Here is a 20,833-nt window from a genome sequence, read left to right as displayed (position 1 = left end):
TCAGGCCGCGACGGCCTGCGGCAACGCGAGCCCTTGCTCGCCCTGCTCGCCGCCCAGCGCATCGAGCAGATCGCGCAGCATGCGGTCGAGCTCGGCCGTCATCAGCGCAACGTCGGAATCGAAGCGCTCGTCGTCGTTCTGCGCGGTCGGGTCGCTCGCTTCCTTGAGCACGTCGAGCGGCGCGACGCGCTTGATCGTCAGCGACGGCGTCAGCACGAACGACACGCGATCGTTCCACGTCATCGCAAGCCGCATGCATTGCTTGCCCGCCTCGATATGGCGGCGCATGTCTTCGGCGTCCAGCGCATGCCCGACATAGCGCACCGTCGCGTTGCCCTCGGCGGGCGAACGCAGCTCGGTGTCCTGATCGAGCGTGAAACCCGCCGGCGCGTCGCCCTCGAGCAGCCAGCCGGTCATCGCCGCGACCGGCGACTGCGCGACGCGCACCGTCATCAGCGGCAACTGGTCGATCGACTTGACGAGCAGACCGCGCACATCGTCGGCGACTGCCTGCGACGCCGCGTCGATCACGAGCCAGCCATTCGTGCAATCGATCCACACGCGCGTATCGCGGCGGATGCTGAACGCGCGCGGCCGCAGTTCGTCGGTGACCTGCTCCTTCAGGTCGCGCATCTGCTTGCGGCCCGGCTTGAAGCCCTGCTGCTCCTCGAGCTCGGCCGCGCGCTCGCGCGTGACCTGGGTGACGACCGACGCCGGCAGCAGCTTCTTTTCGGCGCGAAACGTCAGCAGTATCTGACCGGTCATCGCGTAGACGAGCGAGTCGCCATCGCGCGGGGGCGCCCAGCCTTGGGCCTGCATCTCGACGCTCTGGCCGGGCGCGAACGCGTACGGCGCGAGCCACTTCTGCATCTGTTCAGGGGTGACGGACCACGGAGCGGGCAGGCGGTGCAGTTGAAGGTTTTTGAACCACATGAGCGAAGTCGGATTTGGGCAAAGCGCAGCATTTTATCCGACGAGAACCAGCCGGGGGCGTTCTAGTGAGCGCGTTTCTGGAGACGGCGGATTTTCAAATGCAAAATGAAAATCTTTCCGCTGAAGCAGCTCGGCGCGCTGAAGCGGTAATTCAGGCCGTAATGGTTTTGCCGTAACCGCAGACCCGCGCGTTTTGGCGGCAAATCACCTAGACTTTTGGACAGGACAGACCCAGACGGAGGCGGTCATGGCCGACGAAACCGCAGCCTGGCAGACGGTGCAATACGAAGGCTTCGAGATACACGTGTCACCTGTCGCGAAGGACCCGCCCGACGCGGCGCATGCCGCCAACGCCGCGGCCGCGCAAAACAGCCGCTATACGTATCTCGGCTACGTCTGCCATCCGGGCGCCAACCCCCATCTTCCCGGCCATGCGGTGCCGTTTCACGCGGACGGCGAGGAGAGCTTCGCGAGCCTCGACGACGCGCTGCACGAAGCGGTGCACGTGGGGCGCAGCATCGTCGACGGCACACATCCGGATCTGACCGTGCTGCCGCTCGTGACGGGCGGCGTTTGAGACGCGCCGCGCGTCAGCCCAACGCGCGTTTGATGCGCGACTTTAGCAACGCGCGGCGCAGCCGGCCCGAGCGCTCCGGCTCGCTGACCGCGAGCGCGCCGTCGATGGCGGTGCCGCGGCGCAGGTAGTAGCGGTCGAAAGTCGCCTGCGTCATCCCCCACTTGTTGAGGAACTGCCGACGCCCGTCGTTCTTGACGACCTTGCCGGTGCTCTTCTGCTGGAAGTGATAGACGAGACTGTCGCCGGCACCGACGAACACGCGGCAGCCCGCGTCCCACAGCTTCATCGAGAAATCGTTGTCGCTGCTCATGCCGGGACTCAGTTCGCTGCTGTAGCCGCCCACCTTGAACCACCAGTTGCGATGCACGAGCGTCGGCGGCCACGTCGCGCCGCGCCAGTCGGCGCGTACGAGAGCGGGCGTGGCGGCGATCAGCTCGTCGGCGCGAAACACCTGCGCGTCGCGGCCGAAGTCGCGCACGACCACGCACGGATTGCCCGAATCGACCGGCTCGATCATTGTGCCCGACAGCATGAACAGGTTGTCGGCCGGCATCTGCGCGAGACGCTTGACGAGCGCGTCGTCCCAGCCGGGGCAGCAGTACATGTCGTCGTTCAGGTAGACGACGTAGTCCTGCGTCGCGCGCGCCGCCGCGATGTTGACCGCGTGGCAGATGCCGATGTTGCCGGGCGACGCCGTGTGCTCGATGCCCTCGTCGCGCACCCACGCGAGCGTGCCGTCCGAGCCGTCGTTCACGTGCACGATGATCTGGTGCTGATGCGTCGAATGACGCCGAAGGCTTTTGATCACCAGGCGCAGATAAGGCAGGTTGTTCCAGGTCGGAATGATGATTGAGAACATCGGATGTGAATTCTGTAAGGGTGACGTCCGCGCGCGGATCGTGTCGGTCAGTCGCGCCCGGCCTGGTCTTCGGACCTCTCGCCGAACGACTTCATGAACGGCAGCTTCGCGGGAAGATTGGCGTCCCAGCCTTCGAGATCCTCGAACGGATAGCGACTCAGCGCGTACAGCACGCGTTTGAGGCGGCTCGTGAACGGCGCGCGCGGCACGTTCGGCAGGCTGCCGGGGGCCACCACGGCCGTCTGGCGAATGTAGCCGCGCGCAAAGTCGCGCTGCGAGATGCCCCACTTCATCAGGAATTCGCGGCCGCCGCGATTACGGCGAATGCGGCCTGTCGATTTGCAGCCGAAATGGTAGATGCGGCTCGCGCCGACGACCCGAAACACACGACAACCGACCAGCCAGAGCTTCATCAGAAAGTCGTCGTCGCTGCTCATGCCGGGGCCGAATTCGATGCTGTAACCGCCCACCGCGTGCCACAGGCGGCGGCTGAGCAGCATCGGCTGCACGGCCACGCCATCGCGATCCGCCGCTTGCATCGCGGCAGTGTACTTGAGCAGCCCCGCTTCGTCGAAATTCTCCGGCCCGGTGCCGAAATTGGCCGTCGTGACGTTGGTGTTGCCGGTATCGATCGGCTCGATCAGCACCGACGAGAGATACGCCGACGATTCGCCGAGCGAGCGCACGCTGGCCTCGAACGCGACATCCCAGCCCGGCGTGCAGAACATGTCGTCGTTCAGGAACAGGATCCAGTCGCGGGTGGCGAGCCGGGCGGCGTCGTTCAGCGCAATGCAGACGCCGACGTTGCCCTTGCTCCACGTATGACGGATGCCTTCGGCTCGAACCCATTCGAGCGTACCGTCGCTGCCGTCGTTGACGTGCACGATGATCTCGTGATCGAACGCCGAGTGACGACGAACACTGTCGATGCACAGCTTCAGATAAGGCAGGTTATTCCAGCTCGGAATCAGGATACTGAACATGAGTCGATGTGAGCTTCATTGAATGTAACAGTGCGAGGACCGGGCAGCGGTACTGTCCGGCGTGTTGCTGGCATACGTGCAACACGCGGTGAGCACCGCCATGACCATCGAATAGAACGACACGGTCAGCTTGAGATCGAAGGTTTCCACACTCAGCCCGAAAATCCAGAACGACAGGACGAACGTCAGCCCCATCAGCGCGGCGCGTCGGGCCGGTGCGTCGGGCGCTCTGAGACGGCGCTGGAAGATCACGCCCGGCACCAGGTAGATACCCAGCAGCGCGAGACCGCCAAGGCCGCCATAGTCGGTCATGTACGCGAGCATCTGATTGTGCGCTTCGCCGCGGCCGAACTGCGCGGCAATGGGCGTGATCAGGCCTGAATCCACGAAGGATTGCATGCTATCGCGAAAGCCGTCGCCGCCCAGCCCCAGCAGCGGATGACTCCTGACGATGTGCGCGGCGGCCTCGTAAAGCTGCAGGCGAATACCCATCGGCGTGTCTTTATGGCCGTGCATGTACTGCACGAGATCGGAAGACACGTCGCCGAAGCGATCTCGCACGGTCGGCGAAAAAATGCACGCGCCAGCCAGAATCACCACGATGGCAAGCGGCAGCGCCACCTTCCACTTGCGCGATTTGCCGCGACTACGCAAATAGAGAATCACGGTCACCACGACAGGAATCGCGACCCAGCTACCGCGCGTGCCGGTTATCAGCGATCCGGCGAGTCCCGCGAACAGGCCCGCGACCTTGACGATCCGCACGGCCGTGCAATCCTTGCGCCACCAGTTCGGCGAGAGAATCGACAGCGCGCCCATCACGAGGGCGATATCGCCGAAGTGAATCGGATTCAGAAAGCGGCTGCTGAGGCGGCCGAAGCCCCAATCGCGTGGCACGATCAGCAGAATCCCGAGCGACACCAGCGCGGCCAGCGCAAACGATAGATCGGCCCACGCGAGCGTACCCGGCAAGCTTCGGCGCAATACCAGGAAAACTGGTGCGGCAAGAAAGAAACGGGAAGGCGAATCGAGCGTACTGGGTACCACGACACCGTGCGAGAGACCCGCGAGTAGCACGGCGATCACCGGACAGGCGGCGCAGAGGCAAAACGCGCTATCGATCCTGTCCCAGCGGAGCGCCGGCAGATTCGTCAAGCTTTTCGGCAATGCAAGCAGTAGAAGCGAAATGATCGCGGCCGCAACCAGCAGCGCACTGGCCGCGCCCGGTATCAACAGGCACGCCGACGGATAGATGAACAGGAGTAAAGCTGGCGGCAGACTTTGCAAATTGACGCTTGGCATACAGATTTTGGAAGGCGTCGGCATGTATTTGATTTAAGCAGTCGTCGCAGAATTTTGACATGCGACCGGGTAGTGTGGGTCGTCATTGTACCGGGTTCGTGTCCTAATCTCGTAATCCGCCGGGACCTTCCGATCCGGGCAGAGGCAAGCCCGTGGGGACTTCGGCCCGAGTCCGCGCGGCGCGTGCGAAGCGTGCTGTTACCATATGAGGCCACGCTGCGCGCGGTGAGCGCCGCGCACTCGCGCGACAGCCGTCGTCCATCGCAGCCTCGGTTTTCAGTGCTCCAGACAATGAAACAATTGATGCGCCCGCTTTATCCGCTTGTCCCTGACGCCTTGAAAAGAATCGTGGAAACCGCCGTCGATCGTTCCGTGCGGATTCCTTATAGCGGCGTCGCGCACGAGCCCGAGACGTTTTTGCGCAAGAGTTCGCGAGCGAAGATAGTCAAAAAGTATCTGCACAAATACCTGTTGCTGAAAGGGGCCGGACAAACTCGCCTGGAACTCGAGAGCGCCGCCGGTGTAAAGCGGCTGCTGTGGATCTATACCGGCAAGCGCAATTTCGGCGATGCGACGATGGACCTGTCGGGACGCGCGCTCCTGAAGGATCGCGGTGTCGAGATCGACCTGCTCACGCTGCCGAATCTGCATCCGCTGTTCGCGGAGGACGATATCTTTCAGAACGTCTATTCCGACTTACAGCAACTTTCCGGCCGCCGCTACGACGCGATCGTCATGTCGGAATTCAATCTGCCGTCCATCAAACTGAAAGCGCGGCACTTCAGGCATCTGCCCTATGTCTGCCTGTTCCAGTATTTCTACGGACCCGATCGCAATCAGACCAGCTTCAGCTATGCGGCGATCAATCACTTCTTTTCGCTAGGCCATTCGGCCGCCGCCGTGATCGCGATGAGCAAGCCGTATCTGGCGGCTCGCTCCGCGACCCGCGAATCGGTGCAGGAATGGCTACCGGGCGGGCAGTTTCTCGCACTCGCCGTCGGGGGGCTCGACACAAACCGGACTTACAACCGCTGGGGCGAACTGCTGGAACTCATCGATCAGTCCGATGACGCGACGCTGCCGCGGCAGATCGTGCTGCTCGGTTCGGACAATGGACTGGCGATGGCGCAGACGCTGCTCGAACACCCGTTCGCCACGTTGAAGATTGCTTCCTGCGTCGGCAAGCTGACGCTGTTGCAGTCGCGCGAAATCGCCGCCCACGCGTGTCTGTTCGTCGGTGCAGACGGCGGCTTGATGCACGTCGCGCATTCGACGCCGACGCCGAGCGTGTCGCTGTTCTCGGACCGCGAGCCGCCCTATCTGCGGCTGACCGAACCATGCCATTCGACCGGCATTCAGAGCAGCGGCGACGTCGACGAGATCGCACCGGCAGCCATCTTCCGTGCGATCCGCCAGCAGTTGCTTCAGGCCGTGGGCACGACCTCGAACACCTGAGCGACAGCCGCGCGACGCCCCGGTAAAACGGCGTTGGAACTAGGCCGCGCTCTGCTGGAACTGGATGCGATGCAGATGGGCGTACAAGCCGTCGTGCTCGAGCAGCTCGCGATGGCTGCCGCGCTCGACGATCCGCCCCGCCTCCATCACGAGGATGCGGTCGGCGCGCTCGATCGTCGACAGGCGGTGCGCGATCACGAGCGTGGTGCGGCCTTTCATCAGCGTTTCGAGCGCCGCCTGCACGTGGCGCTCGGACTCGGAATCGAGCGCCGACGTCGCTTCGTCGAGAATCAGGATCGGCGCGTTCTTGTAGATCGCGCGCGCGATCGCGAGACGCTGGCGTTGGCCGCCCGACAGCATCATGCCGTTGTCGCCGACGAGCGTCTCGATGCCCTGCGGCATCGCCTGCACGGTGTCCCACAGGTTCGCCGCGCGCAACGCCGCCTTGACCTTCTCCGCATCGACTTCCTGACCGTACGCGACGTTGTGCGCGATGGTGTCGTTGAACAGCACGACGTCCTGGCTCACCATCGCGATCTGGCTGCGCAGCGCGTGCAGGTCGTACTCGGGCAGCGCGACGCCGTCGACCAGAATCGCGCCGCCGGTCGGATCGAAGAAGCGCGGCAACAGATTCACCAGCGTGGTCTTGCCGCTGCCCGACGGCCCCGCGAGCGCGACCATCTCGCCCGGCGCGATCTTGAACGACACCTGGTCGAGCGTATGGCGGTTGTGCGTGGAGTTCGTGCCGTAGATGAACGACACGTCGCGGAACTCGACCTCGCCGCGCGCGTGAGCGAGCGGCTTGCCGCCGCCTTCCGGCTCGGCCGGCTCGTCGATCAGGCCGAAGATCAGCTCGGCCGCGGTCATGCCGCGCTGCAACGGCTGGTTCACGTCCATCAGATGCTTGAGCGGCGAGATGATCAGGAGCATCGACGTGACGAACGCGACGAAGCCGCCGACCGTCGTCTGATCCGACGACGACTGCACCACCGCGATCGTGATCACGACCGCGAGCGCGATCGACGCCAGGAACTGCGTCAACGGCTGCGCGAGGCCACCGGAGACCGTCATGCGCATCGCGTAGCCGCGCAGGCGCCGGCTCATCGCGGTGAAGCGGTCCGTCTCGTATTGCTCGCCGTTATGCACCTTGACGACCTTGTAGCCGCCCACCGTTTCTTCGACGATATACGACAGCTCGTTGGTGAGCAGCTGATGCTCGCGGTTCAGTCGCCGCAGCCGGCGATTGATCTTGCCGACCAGCCAGCCGATGCCTGGCAGCAGCACCGCGACGATCAACGTCAGACGCCAGTTCAGATAGAACAGATAGCCGAGCAGGAAGATCACCGTCAGCGAGTCGCGCACGAGCGTGACCATCACGCTCAGCAGCACGTTCAGGATCTGATTGACCTCGAAGACGATCGCGTTGATCACCGTGCTCGCGGTTTCGCGCTGGAAGAACGCGACGCTCGTGTGGATCATGCGGTCGAACATCTTCAGACGCAGCTCGAGCAGGATCTTGTTCGACACGTACGCGAGCAGATAGCCGGACGCGTACTGCGACACGCCGCGAATCAGCGCGAGGCCGATCACCGCGATCGGCACGAGCCACTTGGTCTTGTCGACTGCGTGCGAGCCGAAGCCCTTGTCGAGCAGCGGCTTGAGCAGCGCGGGAATGGCGGCGTCGGTGCCGGCGCTCACCGCCATCGCGATGATCGCGCCGACCCCGACCCACAGCAGCGGCTTGATGAAAGGCCACAGGCGCCGCAGGACGACGGCCGGCGACGACGCATCGCCTGCCCCCATGGGTTTGCTTAACGTTGGCTTCGCGCTCAAGGAATCCTCTGGAAATGCGGAACGGCGAGCACGCGGCGCATGATCGGGCGGCCACGTGAAATATCAAAAAAGAGCATTGTAATCGGTTGCAGATGACGGCCGGCGCTCGGCGCGCGACGGCATGCGCGCAACGCCTGGCGGATCGGCGCCGTGGTGTGGGGACGGATGAGATGTGTATACTCGCTGCTCGATTGCCGGGTCGCGACCCGCTCCGTCACTTCGTCCTCCACGCAACTCAGGTATGCAAGAAACCACTCTTGGCGTTGCCATCATCACCCGGAACGCGGCGGCGCGGCTGGCCGAATGCCTGCAAGCCGTGGCCTTTGCCGACCAGATCGTCGTGATCGACGGCGGCAGCACCGACGGCACCGCCGACATCGCTCGCGCGAACGGCGCTCGCGTCATCGAACAGACGGACTGGCCGGGCTTCGGCCCGCAAAAGAACCGCGCGGTCGATGCACTGACCACCAACTGGATCCTGTCGCTCGACGCCGACGAAATCGTCACACCGGAACTCGCCGCATCGATTCGCGCGACGCTCGCCGCGCCCGCCGCCGACGTCTATGCGGTGGACCGTCTGTCGAGTTTCTGCGGCCACTGGGTCCATCACAGCGGCTGGTATCCGGACTGGATTCCGCGCCTCTTCAAACGCGGCACCGCGCGCTTCTCCGACGACCTCGTGCACGAGCGCCTCGTGTTCGACACGCCCGCGCAACGCCTCGCCGGCAAGCTGATGCACTACTCGTACGAGGACTACGAGGGTGTGCTGCGCAAGCTCGACGCGTATTCGACGGCCGGCGCGCGGCAGCGTTACGAGGCCGGGCAGAAAGGCAGCATTCGCCTCGCGCTCGGGCGCGGCCTGTGGGCGTTCGTGCGGACTTATCTGCTGCGGCGCGGTTTTCTGGATGGCCGCACCGGGCTGATGATCGCGCTGTTCAATGCGGAGACGGTGTACTACCGGTTTCTGAAGCTGGCGCGCCTGGAAAAAACGGGCGGGCGGTAAGGCTAGCCGGTACACGCTGCACTGGCCCATCGATACCGCGGATCTCGCTCAATACACGATTTCGATCGAGCTTCCCGCAAACTCGCCGCGCAGCGCGGCGAGCAGTTCATCGGTCGGCTTCACGCGCCACGCGTCGCCCAGACGCATTTCGCCTTGCGCATGCTCGCTGCGATAAACGACCTGCACCGCGAGCCCGTTCGGAATCTGCACCGCTTGACGCTGACGGCCGCCGTCGCCGCCGAAGCCGCCACGCCCACCGCCATTGCCGCGCGGCGCGGCCGCCGGCGCGGCTGTGGCGGACGGCTCGTCCTTGCCGGCGGTGTGCGCTTCGAGCACCCGGCGCAATGCCTGCGCGTCCGCGTTGCCGTTCATCTGCACCTTCAGCGAATCCGCGTAACGGCAGCGCGCGCGGCCGAGATCCATCACCGTTTCGACCGTGAAGCGGATGCCGCCCGTGAACGCGTCGTTGCGCGCCTGGCCCTGCACGACCAGCAGCTCGTCTTCCTTGAACAACTGCTTGTGCTCTTCGAAGACCTCGTTGAACACCGTCACTTCGCACTGGCCGGTGCCGTCGTCGAGCAGCGCGATCAGCATCTTGCCGCGCTGGGTCATCTGCGTGCGCAGCGACACGATCACGCCCGCGACCAGCTTGTCGCGCCCTTCCTTCAGCTCGCCGATCTTCTGGCGCACGAAGCGACGCACTTCGTCCTTGTATGCATCGAACAGATGGCCCGACAGGTAGAAACCGAGCGCGGCCTTTTCTTCCTGCAGCTTGCGCTTTTCCGGCCACTCCGGTTCGTCGACGAGTTCGTGGCCTTGCGACGGCGCGTCGCCCATGTCGAACAGGCCGGCCTGCAGCGCATTGGCCGCCGCCTGCTCGGCAGCTTCCATCGCGAGCGACACCGACGCGATCAGCTGCGCGCGGTTCAGATGCAGCGTGTCGAACGCGCCGGCGCGAATCAGCGCCTCGATCGTGCGACGATTGACGATGCGCCGATCGACGCGGTTGCAGAAATCGAAGATGTCGATGAAGCGGCCTTCCTCGCGCGCGCGCAGGATTTCTTCGATCGCGTTCTGGCCGCTGCCCTTGATCGCGCCGAGACCGTAGCGGATCGTGCGCGAGCGCTTGCCGTCGGCTTCGGCGACCGGCTCGAAGCGATACGCGGACAGGTTCACGTCCGGCGGCAGCACGGCCATCTTGTTCGCGAGGCAGTCTTCGAACAGGATCTTGACCTTGTCCGTGTCGTCCATCGCGAGCGACATGTTGGCCGCCATGAATTCGGCCGGATGGTGCGCCTTGAGCCACGCGGTGTAGTACGCAAGCAGCGCGTAGGCGGCCGCGTGCGACTTGTTGAAGCCGTAGCCCGCGAACTTCTCCATCAGGTCGAAGATTTCGTCGGACTTCTCGCGCGTGAGGCCGTTGGTGGCCGCGCCTTCCGCGAAAATTTCGCGGTGCTTGGCCATTTCCTCGGGCTTTTTCTTACCCATCGCGCGACGCAGCAGGTCGGCGCCGCCCAGCGAGTAGCCGCCGATGATCTGCGCCATCTGCATCACCTGCTCCTGGTAGACCATGATGCCGTAGGTCTCTTTCAGAACAGGTTCGACGCGCGGGTCCGGATATTCCACCACCTCGCGGCCGTGCTTACGCGCACAGAAGCTCGGGATCAGGTCCATCGGACCCGGGCGGTACAACGCGACGAGCGCGATGATGTCTTCGAAGCGGTCGGGCTGCGCGTCCTTCAGCATGCCCTGCATGCCGCGGCTTTCCAGCTGGAACACGGCGACCGTATTCGCTTTCTTCAGGATCGAGAACGACGCCGGGTCGTCGAGCGGCACCTGGGCGAGCGACCAGTCCTGCTTCGACGGATCGAGGCGGCGGATGTAGCGCTCGGCCCAATCCAGAATGGTCAGCGTGGTCAGGCCCAGAAAGTCGAACTTCACGAGGCCGACTGCTTCGACGTCGTCCTTGTCGTACTGGCTGACGACGCCGCTTTCGTCGCCCTGCGTGTACAAGGGGCAGAAATCGGTCAGCTTGCCCGGCGCGATCAGCACGCCGCCCGCGTGCATGCCGACGTTACGCGTCAAGCCTTCGACGCGCTGCGCGAGTTCGAGCAGCTGGTGCACTTCGTCTTCGTTGTCGAAGCGCTCCTGCAACAGCGGCTCTTCCTTCATCGCGTCGGCGATCGTCACGTGCTTGCCCGGCTTGAACGGGATCAACTTCGCGATGCCGTCCGTGAACATGTAGCCGAGATCGAGCACGCGGCCGATGTCGCGCACCGCCGCCTTCGCCGCCATCGTGCCGAACGTCGCGATCTGCGACACCGCGTTCGCGCCGTATTTTTCCTTCACGTACTGGATCACGCGATCGCGGCCGTGCTGGCAGAAGTCGATATCGAAGTCGGGCATCGACACCCGCTCCGGATTCAGGAAACGCTCGAACAGCAGGTTGTAGCGCAGCGGATCGAGATCGGTCACGCCGAGCGCATAGGCGACCAGCGAACCCGCGCCCGAACCCCGGCCCGGCCCGACCGGCACGCCGTTGTTCTTGGCCCAGTTGATGAAGTCCGCGACGATCAGGAAGTAGCCCGGAAAGCCCATCTTGATGATCGTGCCGCATTCGAATTCGAGGCGCTGGTAGTACGTCGGGCGTTGCGAGTCGCGCTCGGCCTCGTCCGGATACAACTGTTCGAGCCGCTTTTCCAGGCCCTCTTTCGACAGCTGCACCAGGTAGTCGTCGAGCGACATGCCGTCGGGCGTCGGAAAGAGCGGCAGCTTCGGCTTGCCGAGTTCGAGCGTCAGATTGCAGCGCTTGGCGATCTGCACCGTGTTCGCCAGCGCCGAAGGAATGTCCGCGAACAGCGTGGCCATTTCCTGTTGCGTGCGGAAATACTGCTCGGCCGTGAAGCGCTTCTGGCGACGCGGATTCGCGAGAATGTCGCCTTCGGAAATACACACGCGCGCTTCGTGCGCGGTGAAGTCGTCCGGCGTCATGAACTGCATCGGGTGCGTCGCGACGACCGGCAGTTTCAGCGATGCCGCGAGCGCGACCACCTGCTGCACGTACTGCTCGCCGCCAGGCTGGCCGTAGCGCTGCAGCTCGATATAGAAGCCGCCTGGGAACACCTTCGCCCAATGCTGCGCGTGGCGCTTCGCCGCCTCTTCGTTGCCGGCCGCCAGCGCGAGACCGATGTCACCCTGCTGCGCGCCCGACAGCGCGAGCAGCCCTTCGCCCAGACCGGATTCGAGCCAGCCAGCTTCGATTTCCGCGCGGCCGCGATACTGGTTCGTCAGCGAGGCCTTGCTGAGCAATTCGCAGAGGTTCAGGTAACCGCGGCGGTCCTTGACCAGCAGCAGCAGGCGGGAAGGCTTGTCGCGGTCGTCAGGATTGGTGATCCAGACGTCGCAGCCGGCAATGGGTTTGATCCCTTTGCCACGCGCTTCCTGGTAGAAACGGACGAGGCCGAACGCGTTGCCGAGGTCGGTAAGCGCGAGCGCGCCCTGACCGTCTTTGGCCGCCGCCGCGACGATGTCGTCGAGACGCACGATGCCGTCGGCAATCGAGAATTCGGAGTGAACGCGGAGATGAACGAAGCGGGGATCTGACATGGGCGACATTGTAACTCCACCCTTCCGCGGATTTCAGGTCAAAACGGCGCGTTGGCCATCCGGCCAGGACGAGGTCGGAGCGAGCGCTGTTTGCGCTAGCGCAACTCGTTGGCCATTCGGCCAGGTCGGGGAAAATGCCGGGTTGAGGGATAATAGGGGTTTCGCCTCTCTCGACGTGGCCATTTAACCGGCAAACGCGCGGCAAACGCACGGCAAACGCGCGCGAACCCGCGCGTCAAACCCCGGGTCTCATACGGGGCGCAACAGCGGCGGCACATCCCGCCGCCCCCTCGCCACGCCGGCCATCTTTACTGCAGAACACACATGAGTATCGTCAATCTCGCCGCGTATCAATTCGCGACCATCGAAGACACCGCCGCCTGGCGCCCGTTCGTCACCGAACGCTGCAATGCGCTCGGCCTGCGCGGCACCATCCTGCTCGCGCCGGAAGGCATCAACCTGTTCATCGCCGGCACGCGCGAGAGCACCGACGCATTCATCGACTACATTCGCCACGACGCGCTGTTCGAAGGCAAGTTCGCGAATCTGCAGTTCAAGGAAAGCCTGTCGGACAAGCAGCCCTTCACGCGCATGCTGGTCAAGCTCAAGCGCGAAATCATCACGATGAAAAAGCCGGCGATCCGCCCCGAGCTCGGCCGCGCACCGTTCGTCGACGCGCCGACGCTGAAGACCTGGCTCGACCGCGGTCACGACGACGAAGGCCGTCCGGTCGTGATGCTCGACACGCGCAACGCGTTCGAAGTCGACGTCGGCACGTTCGACAACGCGCTCGACTATCGGATCACGAAGTTCAGCGAATTCCCCGAGGTAATCGAGAACAACCGTGCCGATCTCCAGGACAAGACGGTGGTGTCGTTCTGCACGGGCGGCATCCGCTGCGAGAAGGCCGCGATCCATATGAAGGAGGTCGGCATCGAGAACGTGTACCAGCTCGAAGGCGGCATCCTCAAATACTTCGAGGAAGTGGGCGGCGCGCATTATCACGGCGACTGCTTCGTGTTCGACTACCGCACCGCGCTGAATCCGCAACTCGAACCGACCGCGACCGCGCAATGCTTCGGCTGCCGCGCGGTGGTCACGCCCGAGCAACAGCAATCGCCGATGTACGTCGCGGGCAAGACCTGTCCGGCGTGCCACCCGGACAGCAAGGCCGCGTGCGCCGCGTAATGACAGCCGGGGGGCTCCGTGACGCGGGCGCCTCACCTGTCGTCCCCAAACCATGACCTATCGCGGACGCTTCGCGCCGTCGCCGACCGGCCCGCTGCATTTCGGCTCGCTGGTCAGCGCGCTCGCGAGCTGGCTCGACGCGCGCGCGCAGCGCGGCGCGTGGCTCGTGCGCGTCGAAGATATCGACGGACCGCGCACGGTGCCGGGTGCCGCCGAGGACATCCTCGCGACCCTCGAACGCTTCGGCATGCGCGCGGACGAAACGCCGGTCTGGCAAAGCCAGCGCATGGCGCGCTATCAGCACGCGCTGGAGCAGTTGAAATCGACCGGTCTCGTCTATCCGTGCGGCTGCACGCGCAAGGAAATCGCCGATTCGCTGCTGCACGCGCACGCGCGCAACACTACACTCGCCTACCCCGGCACCTGCCGCACGGGTCTGCATGGCAAGCCGGCGCGCGCGTGGCGCCTGCGCGTACCCGACGGCGAGCCCGCCGTGATCACGTTCGACGACCGCTGGCAGGGTCCGCAGACGCAAAATCTCGCGACCGAGGTCGGCGATTTCGTGCTGCGCCGCGCGGACGATCAGTGGGCATATCAGCTGGCGGTGGTGGTGGACGATGCGGACGCGGGCATCACGCACATCGTGCGCGGCGCGGATCTGATGGATTCGACGGCGCGGCAGATTTATCTGCAGCGTTGTCTGGGTGTGGCAACGCCCGAGTATCTGCATGTGCCGGTCGTCACCAACGAGCACGGCGAGAAACTGAGCAAGCAGAACGGCGCGACCGCGCTCGATAGCGACAAGCCGCTCGAAGCACTAGGCGCGGCGGCACGGCATCTGGGACTGAAGTTGGGAAGCGAGCCGCCCACGACGCTGGAGCAGTTCTACTGCGCCGCGACCGCCGCCTGGGCAAAACGGATGAACATTCGCGCATCCCGATGATGCGCACGCGTGAAGCCTGCTGCGTTTTCCGAGACATCGAACCGCGCGGCCCCACCGTTTTTACGCTCGAGGCGTTGCACCCCGAGCTCTGAACCCGACAGCCCGTCTTACGACGACGAAGGCGTCTTCCTCGGCATTCCGAAGCCACCGAGCAACGCTGCCAGTGGCCGCTTCGGCGCCGTCTTTTGCGGCGCGGAGTTCGACGCGGCCGTCTCCTCGATCTTGCGCACCGATGCCGGCGACGGCTCGTACGGCTTCAGGAAGAAATCGTCGACCGGTTGCGCGCGATGATGATGCGCACGGTCATACGAACCCGACGCCCCGCCCGTGCGACGGCGGCTGCGCTCGTCGCGCGATTCGCTGCGCTCGCGGCGCGGCGGACGGTCCTCGTGATGATGGCGCACCGGCGCCTCGACGGTCAGGCGCTGCAAGTCGAGCGGACGCTTGATCAGCTTCTCGATGTCGGCCAGTTGCTTGCGCTCGTTCGGGCTGCACAGCGACAGCGCGTCGCCCGATGCACCCGCGCGGCCCGTGCGGCCGATCCGGTGCACATAGTCTTCGGCGTTGAACGGCAGGTCGAAGTTGATCACGGTCGGCAGTTCGACGATGTCGAGACCGCGCGCGGCGACATCCGTCGCGACGAGCGCCTCGACTTCGCCGCGCTTGAACGCATCGAGCGCCTGCATGCGCTCGCTCTGCGTGCGGTCGCCGTGAATCGCGGTCGCGACCACGCCGTCGCGTTCGAGACTGCGCGCGAGCCGGCTCGCGCCGATCTTGCTGTTGCAGAACACGAGCACCTGCTTCAGGCCACGCTCGCGGATCAGCTGCACGACCGCGCCGGTCTTGTCGCCCTCGGCGACTTCATAGACGATCTGCGTGACATTGGTCGCGGTCGAGTTGCTGCGCGCCACTTCGATGGTCTGCGGGTTGCGCAGATACGTCGCGGCGAGCTTCTTGATTTCGCCCGAGAACGTCGCGGAAAAGAGCAGCGTCTGGCGCTCTTTCGGCAGCAGGTTCAGGATGCGCTGCAGGTCGGGCAGGAAGCCCATGTCGAGCATGCGGTCGGCTTCGTCGAGCACGAGCATCTGCACCTGGCCCAGGTTCGCGGTTTTCTGCTGCACGTGATCGAGCAGACGACCCGGCGTCGCGATCAGGATTTCAACGCCGCGGCGCAACTGCTCGGACTGCGGATTCATGTCGACGCCACCGAACACGACCGCGCTGCGCAGCGCCGTGTGCTTCGCGTACGCCTGCACATTCGCGGCGACCTGGTCGGCCAGTTCGCGGGTCGGCGTGAGGATCAGCGCACGGACCGGATGGCGCGCCGGCGACGCGCTCGTACTGGCCTGCGGCAGCAGACGCTGGATGATCGGCAGCGAGAAGCTCGCGGTCTTGCCGGTGCCGGTCTGCGCGGCGCCCATCACGTCACGGCCCGCCAGCACGACCGGGATCGCCTGCGCCTGGATCGGCGTGGGCGACGTGTAGCCCGATTCCTTGATGGCCTTCAGGATGTCGGGCGCGAGGCCGAATTGATCAAAAGTCTCGGTACTGGGCGTGACGGCTGTGTCGGACATGGTGGCTTTCGCTAAAAAGGCGCGTGGCGCGATGCGCGCGGCAGCGGTCGGGACCGCTGAGGGCATCAGGATGAAGGCGGAGCCACGTCGTTCCGCGCGAGACCCGTCTGAGTTCGGATAATGCGGCCGGCTCCGGCTGGCGGAAGCATCCGCCGAAAGCCGAGTATTGTAGCACTTCAGCAAAAACGCTCGTGACGGCTGGCCGGCCGGCGGCTCGCGGCCGTTGCTTCGGTCGCAGCGTAGTGCGCACAGACGACAGTGGCGTGACAGCCGGGCCCTTCGGCGGGCGGCGCGCGGCGTTCGTCAGCCGTCCCGGCGCCCGCACTGGCCCCATTGCGAACGGTCGCCCGCCCCCGCTCACGTCAGATCGCCCCTCACCACGTCTCGCGCATCACCATCAGCCGCATCTCGGTCATGTCCTCGATCGCATAGCGCACGCCCTCGCGCCCGAGCCCCGAATCCTTGACGCCGCCATACGGCATGTTGTCGACGCGGAACGACGGCACGTCGTTGATCACGACGCCGCCCACTTCGAGCGCATCCCACGCGCGATGCGCATGCGCGAGCGAATCGGTGAACACGCCGGCCTGCAGGCCGAAGTCGCTGTCGTTGACCTGCGCGAGCGCCGCCTCGAAATCATCGAAGCGCTCGAGTATCGCAACCGGCCCGAACGCCTCCTTGCGATACAGATCGGTGTCGCGCTTCACGCCTTCCAGCAGCGTCGCCTCGAACATCGCGCCGTCGACCTTGCCGCCCGCGACGATCTGCGCGCCCGCCTGCACCGCCCCCTCCATCCAGCCAGCGAGCCGCTTCGCTTCCGATTCGGAGATCATCGGCCCGACGAAGGTCTTTTCGTTCTTCGGATCGCCCATCACGAGCGACTTCGTCTTCGCGATCAGCTTCTCGCGCAGCGCGTCGTAGACGCTCGTGTGCGCGAGAATCCGCTGCACGCCGATGCAGCTCTGCCCCGACTGATAGAACGCGCCGAACGCGAGCCGGTCGACCACGTAGTCGAGCTTGCCGCCCTGGTCAGCGTCGACGATCGCCGCCGCGTTGCCGCCCAGCTCCAGAATCACCTTCTTCTTGCCGGCTTTGCGCTTCAACTCCCAGCCGACCGCGGGCGACCCGGTGAACGACAGCAGCTTGAAGCGCTCGTCGGTCGTGAACAGGTCGGCGCCGTCGCGATGCGCGGGCAAAATCGAGAACGCGCCCTTCGGCAGATCGGTTTCCGCGAGAATTTCGCCCATGATCAGCGCACCGACCGGTGTGCGGCTCGCCGGTTTCAGCACGAACGGCACGCCGGCCGCGATCGCCGGCGCGACCTTGTGGGCGGTCAGGTTCAACGGAAAATTGAACGGCGAGATGAACGAGCACGGCCCGATCGGCACGCGCTTCACATAGCCGTGATACCCGTTCGCGCGCGGCGAAATCTGCAGATTGATGATCTCGCCGTCGATCCGCACGCTCTCCTCCGCGGCGACCTTGAACGTATCGATCAGGCGCGTGACTTCGCCCTTCGAATCGTTGATCGGCTTGCCCGCCTCGATGCACAGCGCGAGGGCGAGTTCGTCGTAGCGCTCGCGAAAGCGCTTCACGCAATGTTCGAGCACCGCCTGGCGCTTGAACGGCGGGTACGCTCGCATGGCCGGCATCGCATCGACCGCCAGGCCGATCGCCTTGTCGATCGCGGCCGCGTCGGCCATTGCGACGCGCGTGGCGACTTCGCCGCTGAATTTGTCGGTGACTTCGAGGTCGGTGTTGGCGGCCACCGGCTCGTTGGCCAGGTAGTACGGATAGGTTTTCTGCAACATGTCGCACTCTCCTTGATTCGATGCACGGATGCTCAAAGCCGCGCGGACAGCCGCTTGATCTCGCGATTGAGCACGCGCTCGTTGTCCGAATAGTCGATCGGCACGTCGATCACGTGCACGCCGGGCGTCGCGAAGCACTCGCGCAACAGCGGCGCGAACTGCTCGGCCGCCTCGATCCTATGCCCCTGCGCACCATAACTCTGCGCATAGGCGACGAAATCCGGGTTCGCAAGCGTCATGCCGTAGTCCGGGAAGTTCATGTTCTCCTGCTTCCAGCGGATCATGCCGAACGCGTCGTCGCGCAGAATCAGGATCACCAGATCGAGCTTCAGCCGCACCGCCGTTTCGAGCTCCTGCGAGTTCATCATGAAGCCGCCGTCGCCGCACACGGCGATCACCTTGCGCTCCGGATGCACGATCTTGCTCGCGATCGCAGACGGCAGCCCCGCGCCCATCGACGCCAACGCGTTGTCGAGCAGCAGCGAATTCGGCTCGTGCGCGCGGTAGTAGCGCGCGAACCAGATCTTGTACATGCCGTTATCCAGACACACGATGCCGTCGACCGGCGTGGTCTCGTACACGTCGTTGACGATCCGCACCGGGTACATCGGGAAGCGATCGTCGTGCTGGCCCTTCACCAGATGCGCCTCGAAGTGCTCCTTGATCTCCTTGAAGCGCGTGAAGTCCCAATGCTCCTGACGTGTCTTCAGGCTCTCCTTGAGCTGCCACACCGCGTTGGCGATATCGCCGACCACTTCGATCTGCGGGAAATACACCGGATCGACTTCGGCGCCGAGGAAGTTCACGTGGATCACAGTCTTCTCGCCCGCCTCGCCGCTGCGCATGAAAAACGGCGGCTTTTCGATCACGTCGTGACCGACGTTGATGATGCAGTCCGCGAGCTCGATCGCGCGGTGCACGAAGTCGCCGTCGGACAGCGTCGCGTTGCCGAGCCACATCGGATGCGATTCGTCGATCACGCCCTTGCCCATCTGCGTGGTGAAAAACGGAATGCCGATCTGGTCGACGAACTCGCGCAGCATCTTCGTGGTGGTTTTGCGGTTGCCGCCCGCGCCGATCATCAGCAGCGGATGCTTCGCGGCGGTGATCGCCTCGACCGCGCGCGCGACCGCTCTCTCCTCGGCGACCGGACGGCGGCTGTAGCTCTTCGGAATCGGCTTGCCGTCGCCCTCTTCGTGCGCGACGTCCTCGGGCAATTCGAGGTGGGTGGCGCCGGGCCGCTCCTCCTCGGCGCGGCGCACCGCCTCGCGCACCGTCGCAGGAATGTTGCCGATCGACACGATCTGCCGTGTGTACTTGGTGAGCGGCTCCATCATCCGCACCACGTCGACGATCTGGAAGTGCCCCTGCTTGCTCGACTTGATCGGCTTCTGGCCCGTGACCATCAGCATCGGCATGCCGCCCAGCTGCGCGTAGGCGGCCGCGGTCACGAAGTTGGTCGCGCCGGGGCCGAGCGTCGCCAGACATACTCCCGTGCGGCCGGTGAGCCGCCCGTAGGTGGCGGCCATGAAGCCGGCCGCCTGCTCGTGGCGCGTGAGGATCAGACGGATTTTCGAGCGGCGCAGCGACTCCAGCAGATCGAGATTTTCTTCACCGGGGATGCCAAACACATACTCGACACCTTCGGCTTCCAGCGATTTGACGAACAGGTCCGATGCTTTCATTGAGGGGCTCGCTTGATGACTCGGGGAACGGACAATCGAAGACGACAACGACGGCTGCGCGCGAAACACCGCTCCGCGCGCGCGGCATGGCAAACGGCATGGCGAACGCCATGCCGGACAGCTTACTACTCGAACGGAAACGATGCGCGCGAGCGCACGAGGCGGCGCGGGACAGGAAGCCAGGCGCGAGAAGAAGAGGCGGCGGTAGGGAATGAAGCCGCCGCATGCGGTGCATGTGTCCGCCGATCAGCAAATCAGCGAATCACGGTCACGCAGTCGGATAGAATCGGCGGCGCGTTCTCGCCGCTCGTCAGGTCGTACAGGTTGGCGCGCGGACCCTTGGTCCACCACGTATAGCTGCCAGCCTGGTACTTCGCACCGGACGCCGAGATCGTGTTGACGAACAGCATCGACGCGCCTTTCACCGGCAGCACGGCGAAGCTCTGGCCGTTCTGCGCGTTCCAGTAGGTGACTTGCAGGATCTTGCCGGTCGCGCAGGTGTATTTGCGCGTCTGATGGTTCTTGCCCTCGATGTGCTTGAATTGCAATGGCGCGGCCGATGCGCCGCCGGAAGATGCCGCCAGCCAGGCCACCGTCCATGCTGCTGTCGTGAGGATTGCAACACGCCATGTCTTCATCGAACACCTCGATTGTTGCGGGGGTCAGGCAGGGAGGGCAACACCGGCCGCGACGCCGGTCACAGCCGAGCCACGGCCGAGTCACAGGCAGCTCATGGGCGATTCACGGACAGCTCAACGACGCTTCAAGGATCGATCACGCCGGCACACGCATCGGTCGGCGCAGCGGCGACGTGGCCGACCACCGGCACGATCTTCAGTCCCGCTGAAGCGATCCGGCACGGCGCGGCCGCGAGCCCGCAGCCGCTGATGCCGGCGCACAGCGCGAACGCCACGCCGAGTGCGCCGACCCGGCGAAGCGCGCCGCGCCATGGATTGCTGCGAGATTCAAGCGCCATACGATCCTCCTCCGATCTCTTTGCTTCGATAAGCCAGAAACGAATGCGGTGGGCTCTTTCGTGTGCGTCCCGCACACTTTTGCGCCGCGCCTCGCCGCCTGCCCG

Annotated in this window: 16 protein-coding genes; 5 read left to right on the top strand and 11 right to left on the bottom strand. The window is 64.8% G+C overall.

The window, feature by feature from the left end:
* Complete coding sequence (locus OKW37_RS09205) at window positions 1–933, bottom strand: recombination-associated protein RdgC (protein ID WP_429406869.1); 933 nt, start codon at window positions 931–933, stop codon at window positions 1–3.
* 247 nt (window positions 934–1,180) lie between these two features.
* Between OKW37_RS09205 and OKW37_RS09200 the strand changes: the two genes are divergently transcribed.
* Window positions 1,181–1,510: a hypothetical protein gene (locus OKW37_RS09200; protein WP_429406871.1), complete on the top strand. Its 330-nt coding sequence runs from the start codon at window positions 1,181–1,183 to the stop codon at window positions 1,508–1,510.
* Between the two features lie 13 nt (window positions 1,511–1,523).
* Here OKW37_RS09200 and OKW37_RS09195 read toward each other — a convergent pair whose 3' ends face one another.
* The 3 genes from OKW37_RS09195 to OKW37_RS09185 are packed head-to-tail and all read right to left on the bottom strand — an operon-like array spanning window position 1,524 to window position 4,654.
* Window positions 1,524–2,369 (bottom strand): glycosyltransferase family 2 protein, encoded by an 846-nt coding sequence (locus OKW37_RS09195; protein ID WP_429406873.1) that lies wholly within the window; start codon window positions 2,367–2,369, stop codon window positions 1,524–1,526.
* 47 nt (window positions 2,370–2,416) lie between these two features.
* Window positions 2,417–3,352 (bottom strand): glycosyltransferase family 2 protein, encoded by a 936-nt coding sequence (locus tag OKW37_RS09190; RefSeq protein WP_429406875.1) that lies wholly within the window; start codon window positions 3,350–3,352, stop codon window positions 2,417–2,419.
* Window positions 3,353–3,367: 15 nt separating this feature from the next.
* On the bottom strand, window positions 3,368–4,654 hold the full coding sequence (locus tag OKW37_RS09185) for an O-antigen ligase family protein (protein WP_429406877.1): 1,287 nt from the start codon (window positions 4,652–4,654) through the stop codon (window positions 3,368–3,370).
* 348 nt (window positions 4,655–5,002) lie between these two features.
* Here OKW37_RS09185 and OKW37_RS09180 point away from each other — a divergent pair, with 348 nt between their 5' ends.
* Window positions 5,003–6,109 carry a glycosyltransferase family 9 protein gene (locus tag OKW37_RS09180; RefSeq protein WP_429406879.1) on the top strand — a complete coding sequence of 369 codons (1,107 nt, stop codon included), beginning with the start codon at window positions 5,003–5,005 and terminating at the stop codon, window positions 6,107–6,109.
* A gap of 39 nt (window positions 6,110–6,148) precedes the next feature.
* Here the strand turns inward: OKW37_RS09180 and msbA are convergent, their stop codons facing one another.
* A complete protein-coding gene (gene msbA, locus OKW37_RS09175; RefSeq protein ID WP_429406881.1) occupies window positions 6,149–7,942 on the bottom strand; it encodes a lipid A export permease/ATP-binding protein MsbA in 1,794 nt (597 codons plus the stop codon).
* Window positions 7,943–8,183: 241 nt separating this feature from the next.
* Between msbA and OKW37_RS09170 the strand changes: the two genes are divergently transcribed.
* A complete protein-coding gene (locus OKW37_RS09170; RefSeq protein WP_429406883.1) occupies window positions 8,184–8,945 on the top strand; it encodes a glycosyltransferase family 2 protein in 762 nt (253 codons plus the stop codon).
* Between the two features lie 48 nt (window positions 8,946–8,993).
* Here the strand turns inward: OKW37_RS09170 and dnaE are convergent, their stop codons facing one another.
* On the bottom strand, window positions 8,994–12,560 hold the full coding sequence (gene dnaE / locus OKW37_RS09165) for a DNA polymerase III subunit alpha (protein WP_184059420.1): 3,567 nt from the start codon (window positions 12,558–12,560) through the stop codon (window positions 8,994–8,996).
* A gap of 315 nt (window positions 12,561–12,875) precedes the next feature.
* On the opposite strand from dnaE, the gene OKW37_RS09160 reads away from it, so the two are divergent.
* Together OKW37_RS09160 and gluQRS are read left to right on the top strand one after the other, a co-directional pair.
* The gene (locus OKW37_RS09160) at window positions 12,876–13,739 is read left to right on the top strand and encodes a sulfurtransferase (protein ID WP_184059422.1); all 864 of its coding nucleotides are present in this window, start codon (window positions 12,876–12,878) and stop codon (window positions 13,737–13,739) included.
* 52 nt (window positions 13,740–13,791) lie between these two features.
* Window positions 13,792–14,682, top strand: a complete 891-nt coding sequence (gene gluQRS / locus OKW37_RS09155; RefSeq protein ID WP_429406885.1) for a tRNA glutamyl-Q(34) synthetase GluQRS — start codon at window positions 13,792–13,794, stop codon at window positions 14,680–14,682.
* A 107-nt stretch (window positions 14,683–14,789) separates the two neighbouring features.
* On the opposite strand, the gene OKW37_RS09150 is transcribed toward gluQRS, so the two are convergent.
* From OKW37_RS09150 to OKW37_RS09130, 5 genes are all read right to left on the bottom strand, one after another.
* The gene (locus OKW37_RS09150; protein ID WP_184059426.1) at window positions 14,790–16,256 is read right to left on the bottom strand and encodes a DEAD/DEAH box helicase; all 1,467 of its coding nucleotides are present in this window, start codon (window positions 16,254–16,256) and stop codon (window positions 14,790–14,792) included.
* Between the two features lie 374 nt (window positions 16,257–16,630).
* Entirely contained in the window at window positions 16,631–18,067 is a 1,437-nt protein-coding gene (locus tag OKW37_RS09145) for an aldehyde dehydrogenase family protein (RefSeq protein WP_184021588.1), read from the bottom strand.
* A 32-nt stretch (window positions 18,068–18,099) separates the two neighbouring features.
* Complete coding sequence (locus tag OKW37_RS09140; protein ID WP_429491391.1) at window positions 18,100–19,752, bottom strand: acetolactate synthase large subunit; 1,653 nt, start codon at window positions 19,750–19,752, stop codon at window positions 18,100–18,102.
* A gap of 254 nt (window positions 19,753–20,006) precedes the next feature.
* Window positions 20,007–20,390: an MliC family protein gene (locus OKW37_RS09135; protein ID WP_429406887.1), complete on the bottom strand. Its 384-nt coding sequence runs from the start codon at window positions 20,388–20,390 to the stop codon at window positions 20,007–20,009.
* A gap of 125 nt (window positions 20,391–20,515) precedes the next feature.
* Window positions 20,516–20,728, bottom strand: a complete 213-nt coding sequence (locus OKW37_RS09130; protein WP_090803657.1) for a DUF6726 family protein — start codon at window positions 20,726–20,728, stop codon at window positions 20,516–20,518.
* Window positions 20,729–20,833: the final 105 nt, after the last annotated feature.

The organism is Paraburkholderia sp. MM5482-R2 (assembly GCF_050436125.1).
GTDB classification, from domain to species: domain Bacteria; phylum Pseudomonadota; class Gammaproteobacteria; order Burkholderiales; family Burkholderiaceae; genus Paraburkholderia; species Paraburkholderia tuberum.
This window is presented reverse-complemented; position numbering and strand designations above follow the sequence as displayed.

Excerpts from the sequence above, each read along its gene's own strand:
- OKW37_RS09190 (WP_429406875.1), bottom strand. The coding sequence starts at position 3,352 with ATGTTCAGTATCCTGATTCCGAGCTGGAATAACCTGCCTTATCTGAAG.
- OKW37_RS09170 (WP_429406883.1), top strand. The coding sequence starts at position 8,184 with ATGCAAGAAACCACTCTTGGCGTTGCCATCATCACCCGGAACGCGGCG.
- OKW37_RS09145 (WP_184021588.1), bottom strand. The coding sequence starts at position 18,067 with ATGTTGCAGAAAACCTATCCGTACTACCTGGCCAACGAGCCGGTGGCC.
- OKW37_RS09135 (WP_429406887.1), bottom strand. The coding sequence starts at position 20,390 with ATGAAGACATGGCGTGTTGCAATCCTCACGACAGCAGCATGGACGGTG.
- OKW37_RS09150 (WP_184059426.1), bottom strand. The coding sequence starts at position 16,256 with ATGTCCGACACAGCCGTCACGCCCAGTACCGAGACTTTTGATCAATTC.
- OKW37_RS09200 (WP_429406871.1), top strand. The coding sequence starts at position 1,181 with ATGGCCGACGAAACCGCAGCCTGGCAGACGGTGCAATACGAAGGCTTC.
- OKW37_RS09160 (WP_184059422.1), top strand. The coding sequence starts at position 12,876 with ATGAGTATCGTCAATCTCGCCGCGTATCAATTCGCGACCATCGAAGAC.
- dnaE (WP_184059420.1), bottom strand. The coding sequence starts at position 12,560 with ATGTCGCCCATGTCAGATCCCCGCTTCGTTCATCTCCGCGTTCACTCC.
- OKW37_RS09185 (WP_429406877.1), bottom strand. The coding sequence starts at position 4,654 with ATGCCAAGCGTCAATTTGCAAAGTCTGCCGCCAGCTTTACTCCTGTTC.
- OKW37_RS09140 (WP_429491391.1), bottom strand. The coding sequence starts at position 19,752 with ATGAAAGCATCGGACCTGTTCGTCAAATCGCTGGAAGCCGAAGGTGTC.
- OKW37_RS09205 (WP_429406869.1), bottom strand. The coding sequence starts at position 933 with ATGTGGTTCAAAAACCTTCAACTGCACCGCCTGCCCGCTCCGTGGTCC.
- OKW37_RS09195 (WP_429406873.1), bottom strand. The coding sequence starts at position 2,369 with ATGTTCTCAATCATCATTCCGACCTGGAACAACCTGCCTTATCTGCGC.
- gluQRS (WP_429406885.1), top strand. The coding sequence starts at position 13,792 with ATGACCTATCGCGGACGCTTCGCGCCGTCGCCGACCGGCCCGCTGCAT.
- OKW37_RS09130 (WP_090803657.1), bottom strand. The coding sequence starts at position 20,728 with ATGGCGCTTGAATCTCGCAGCAATCCATGGCGCGGCGCGCTTCGCCGG.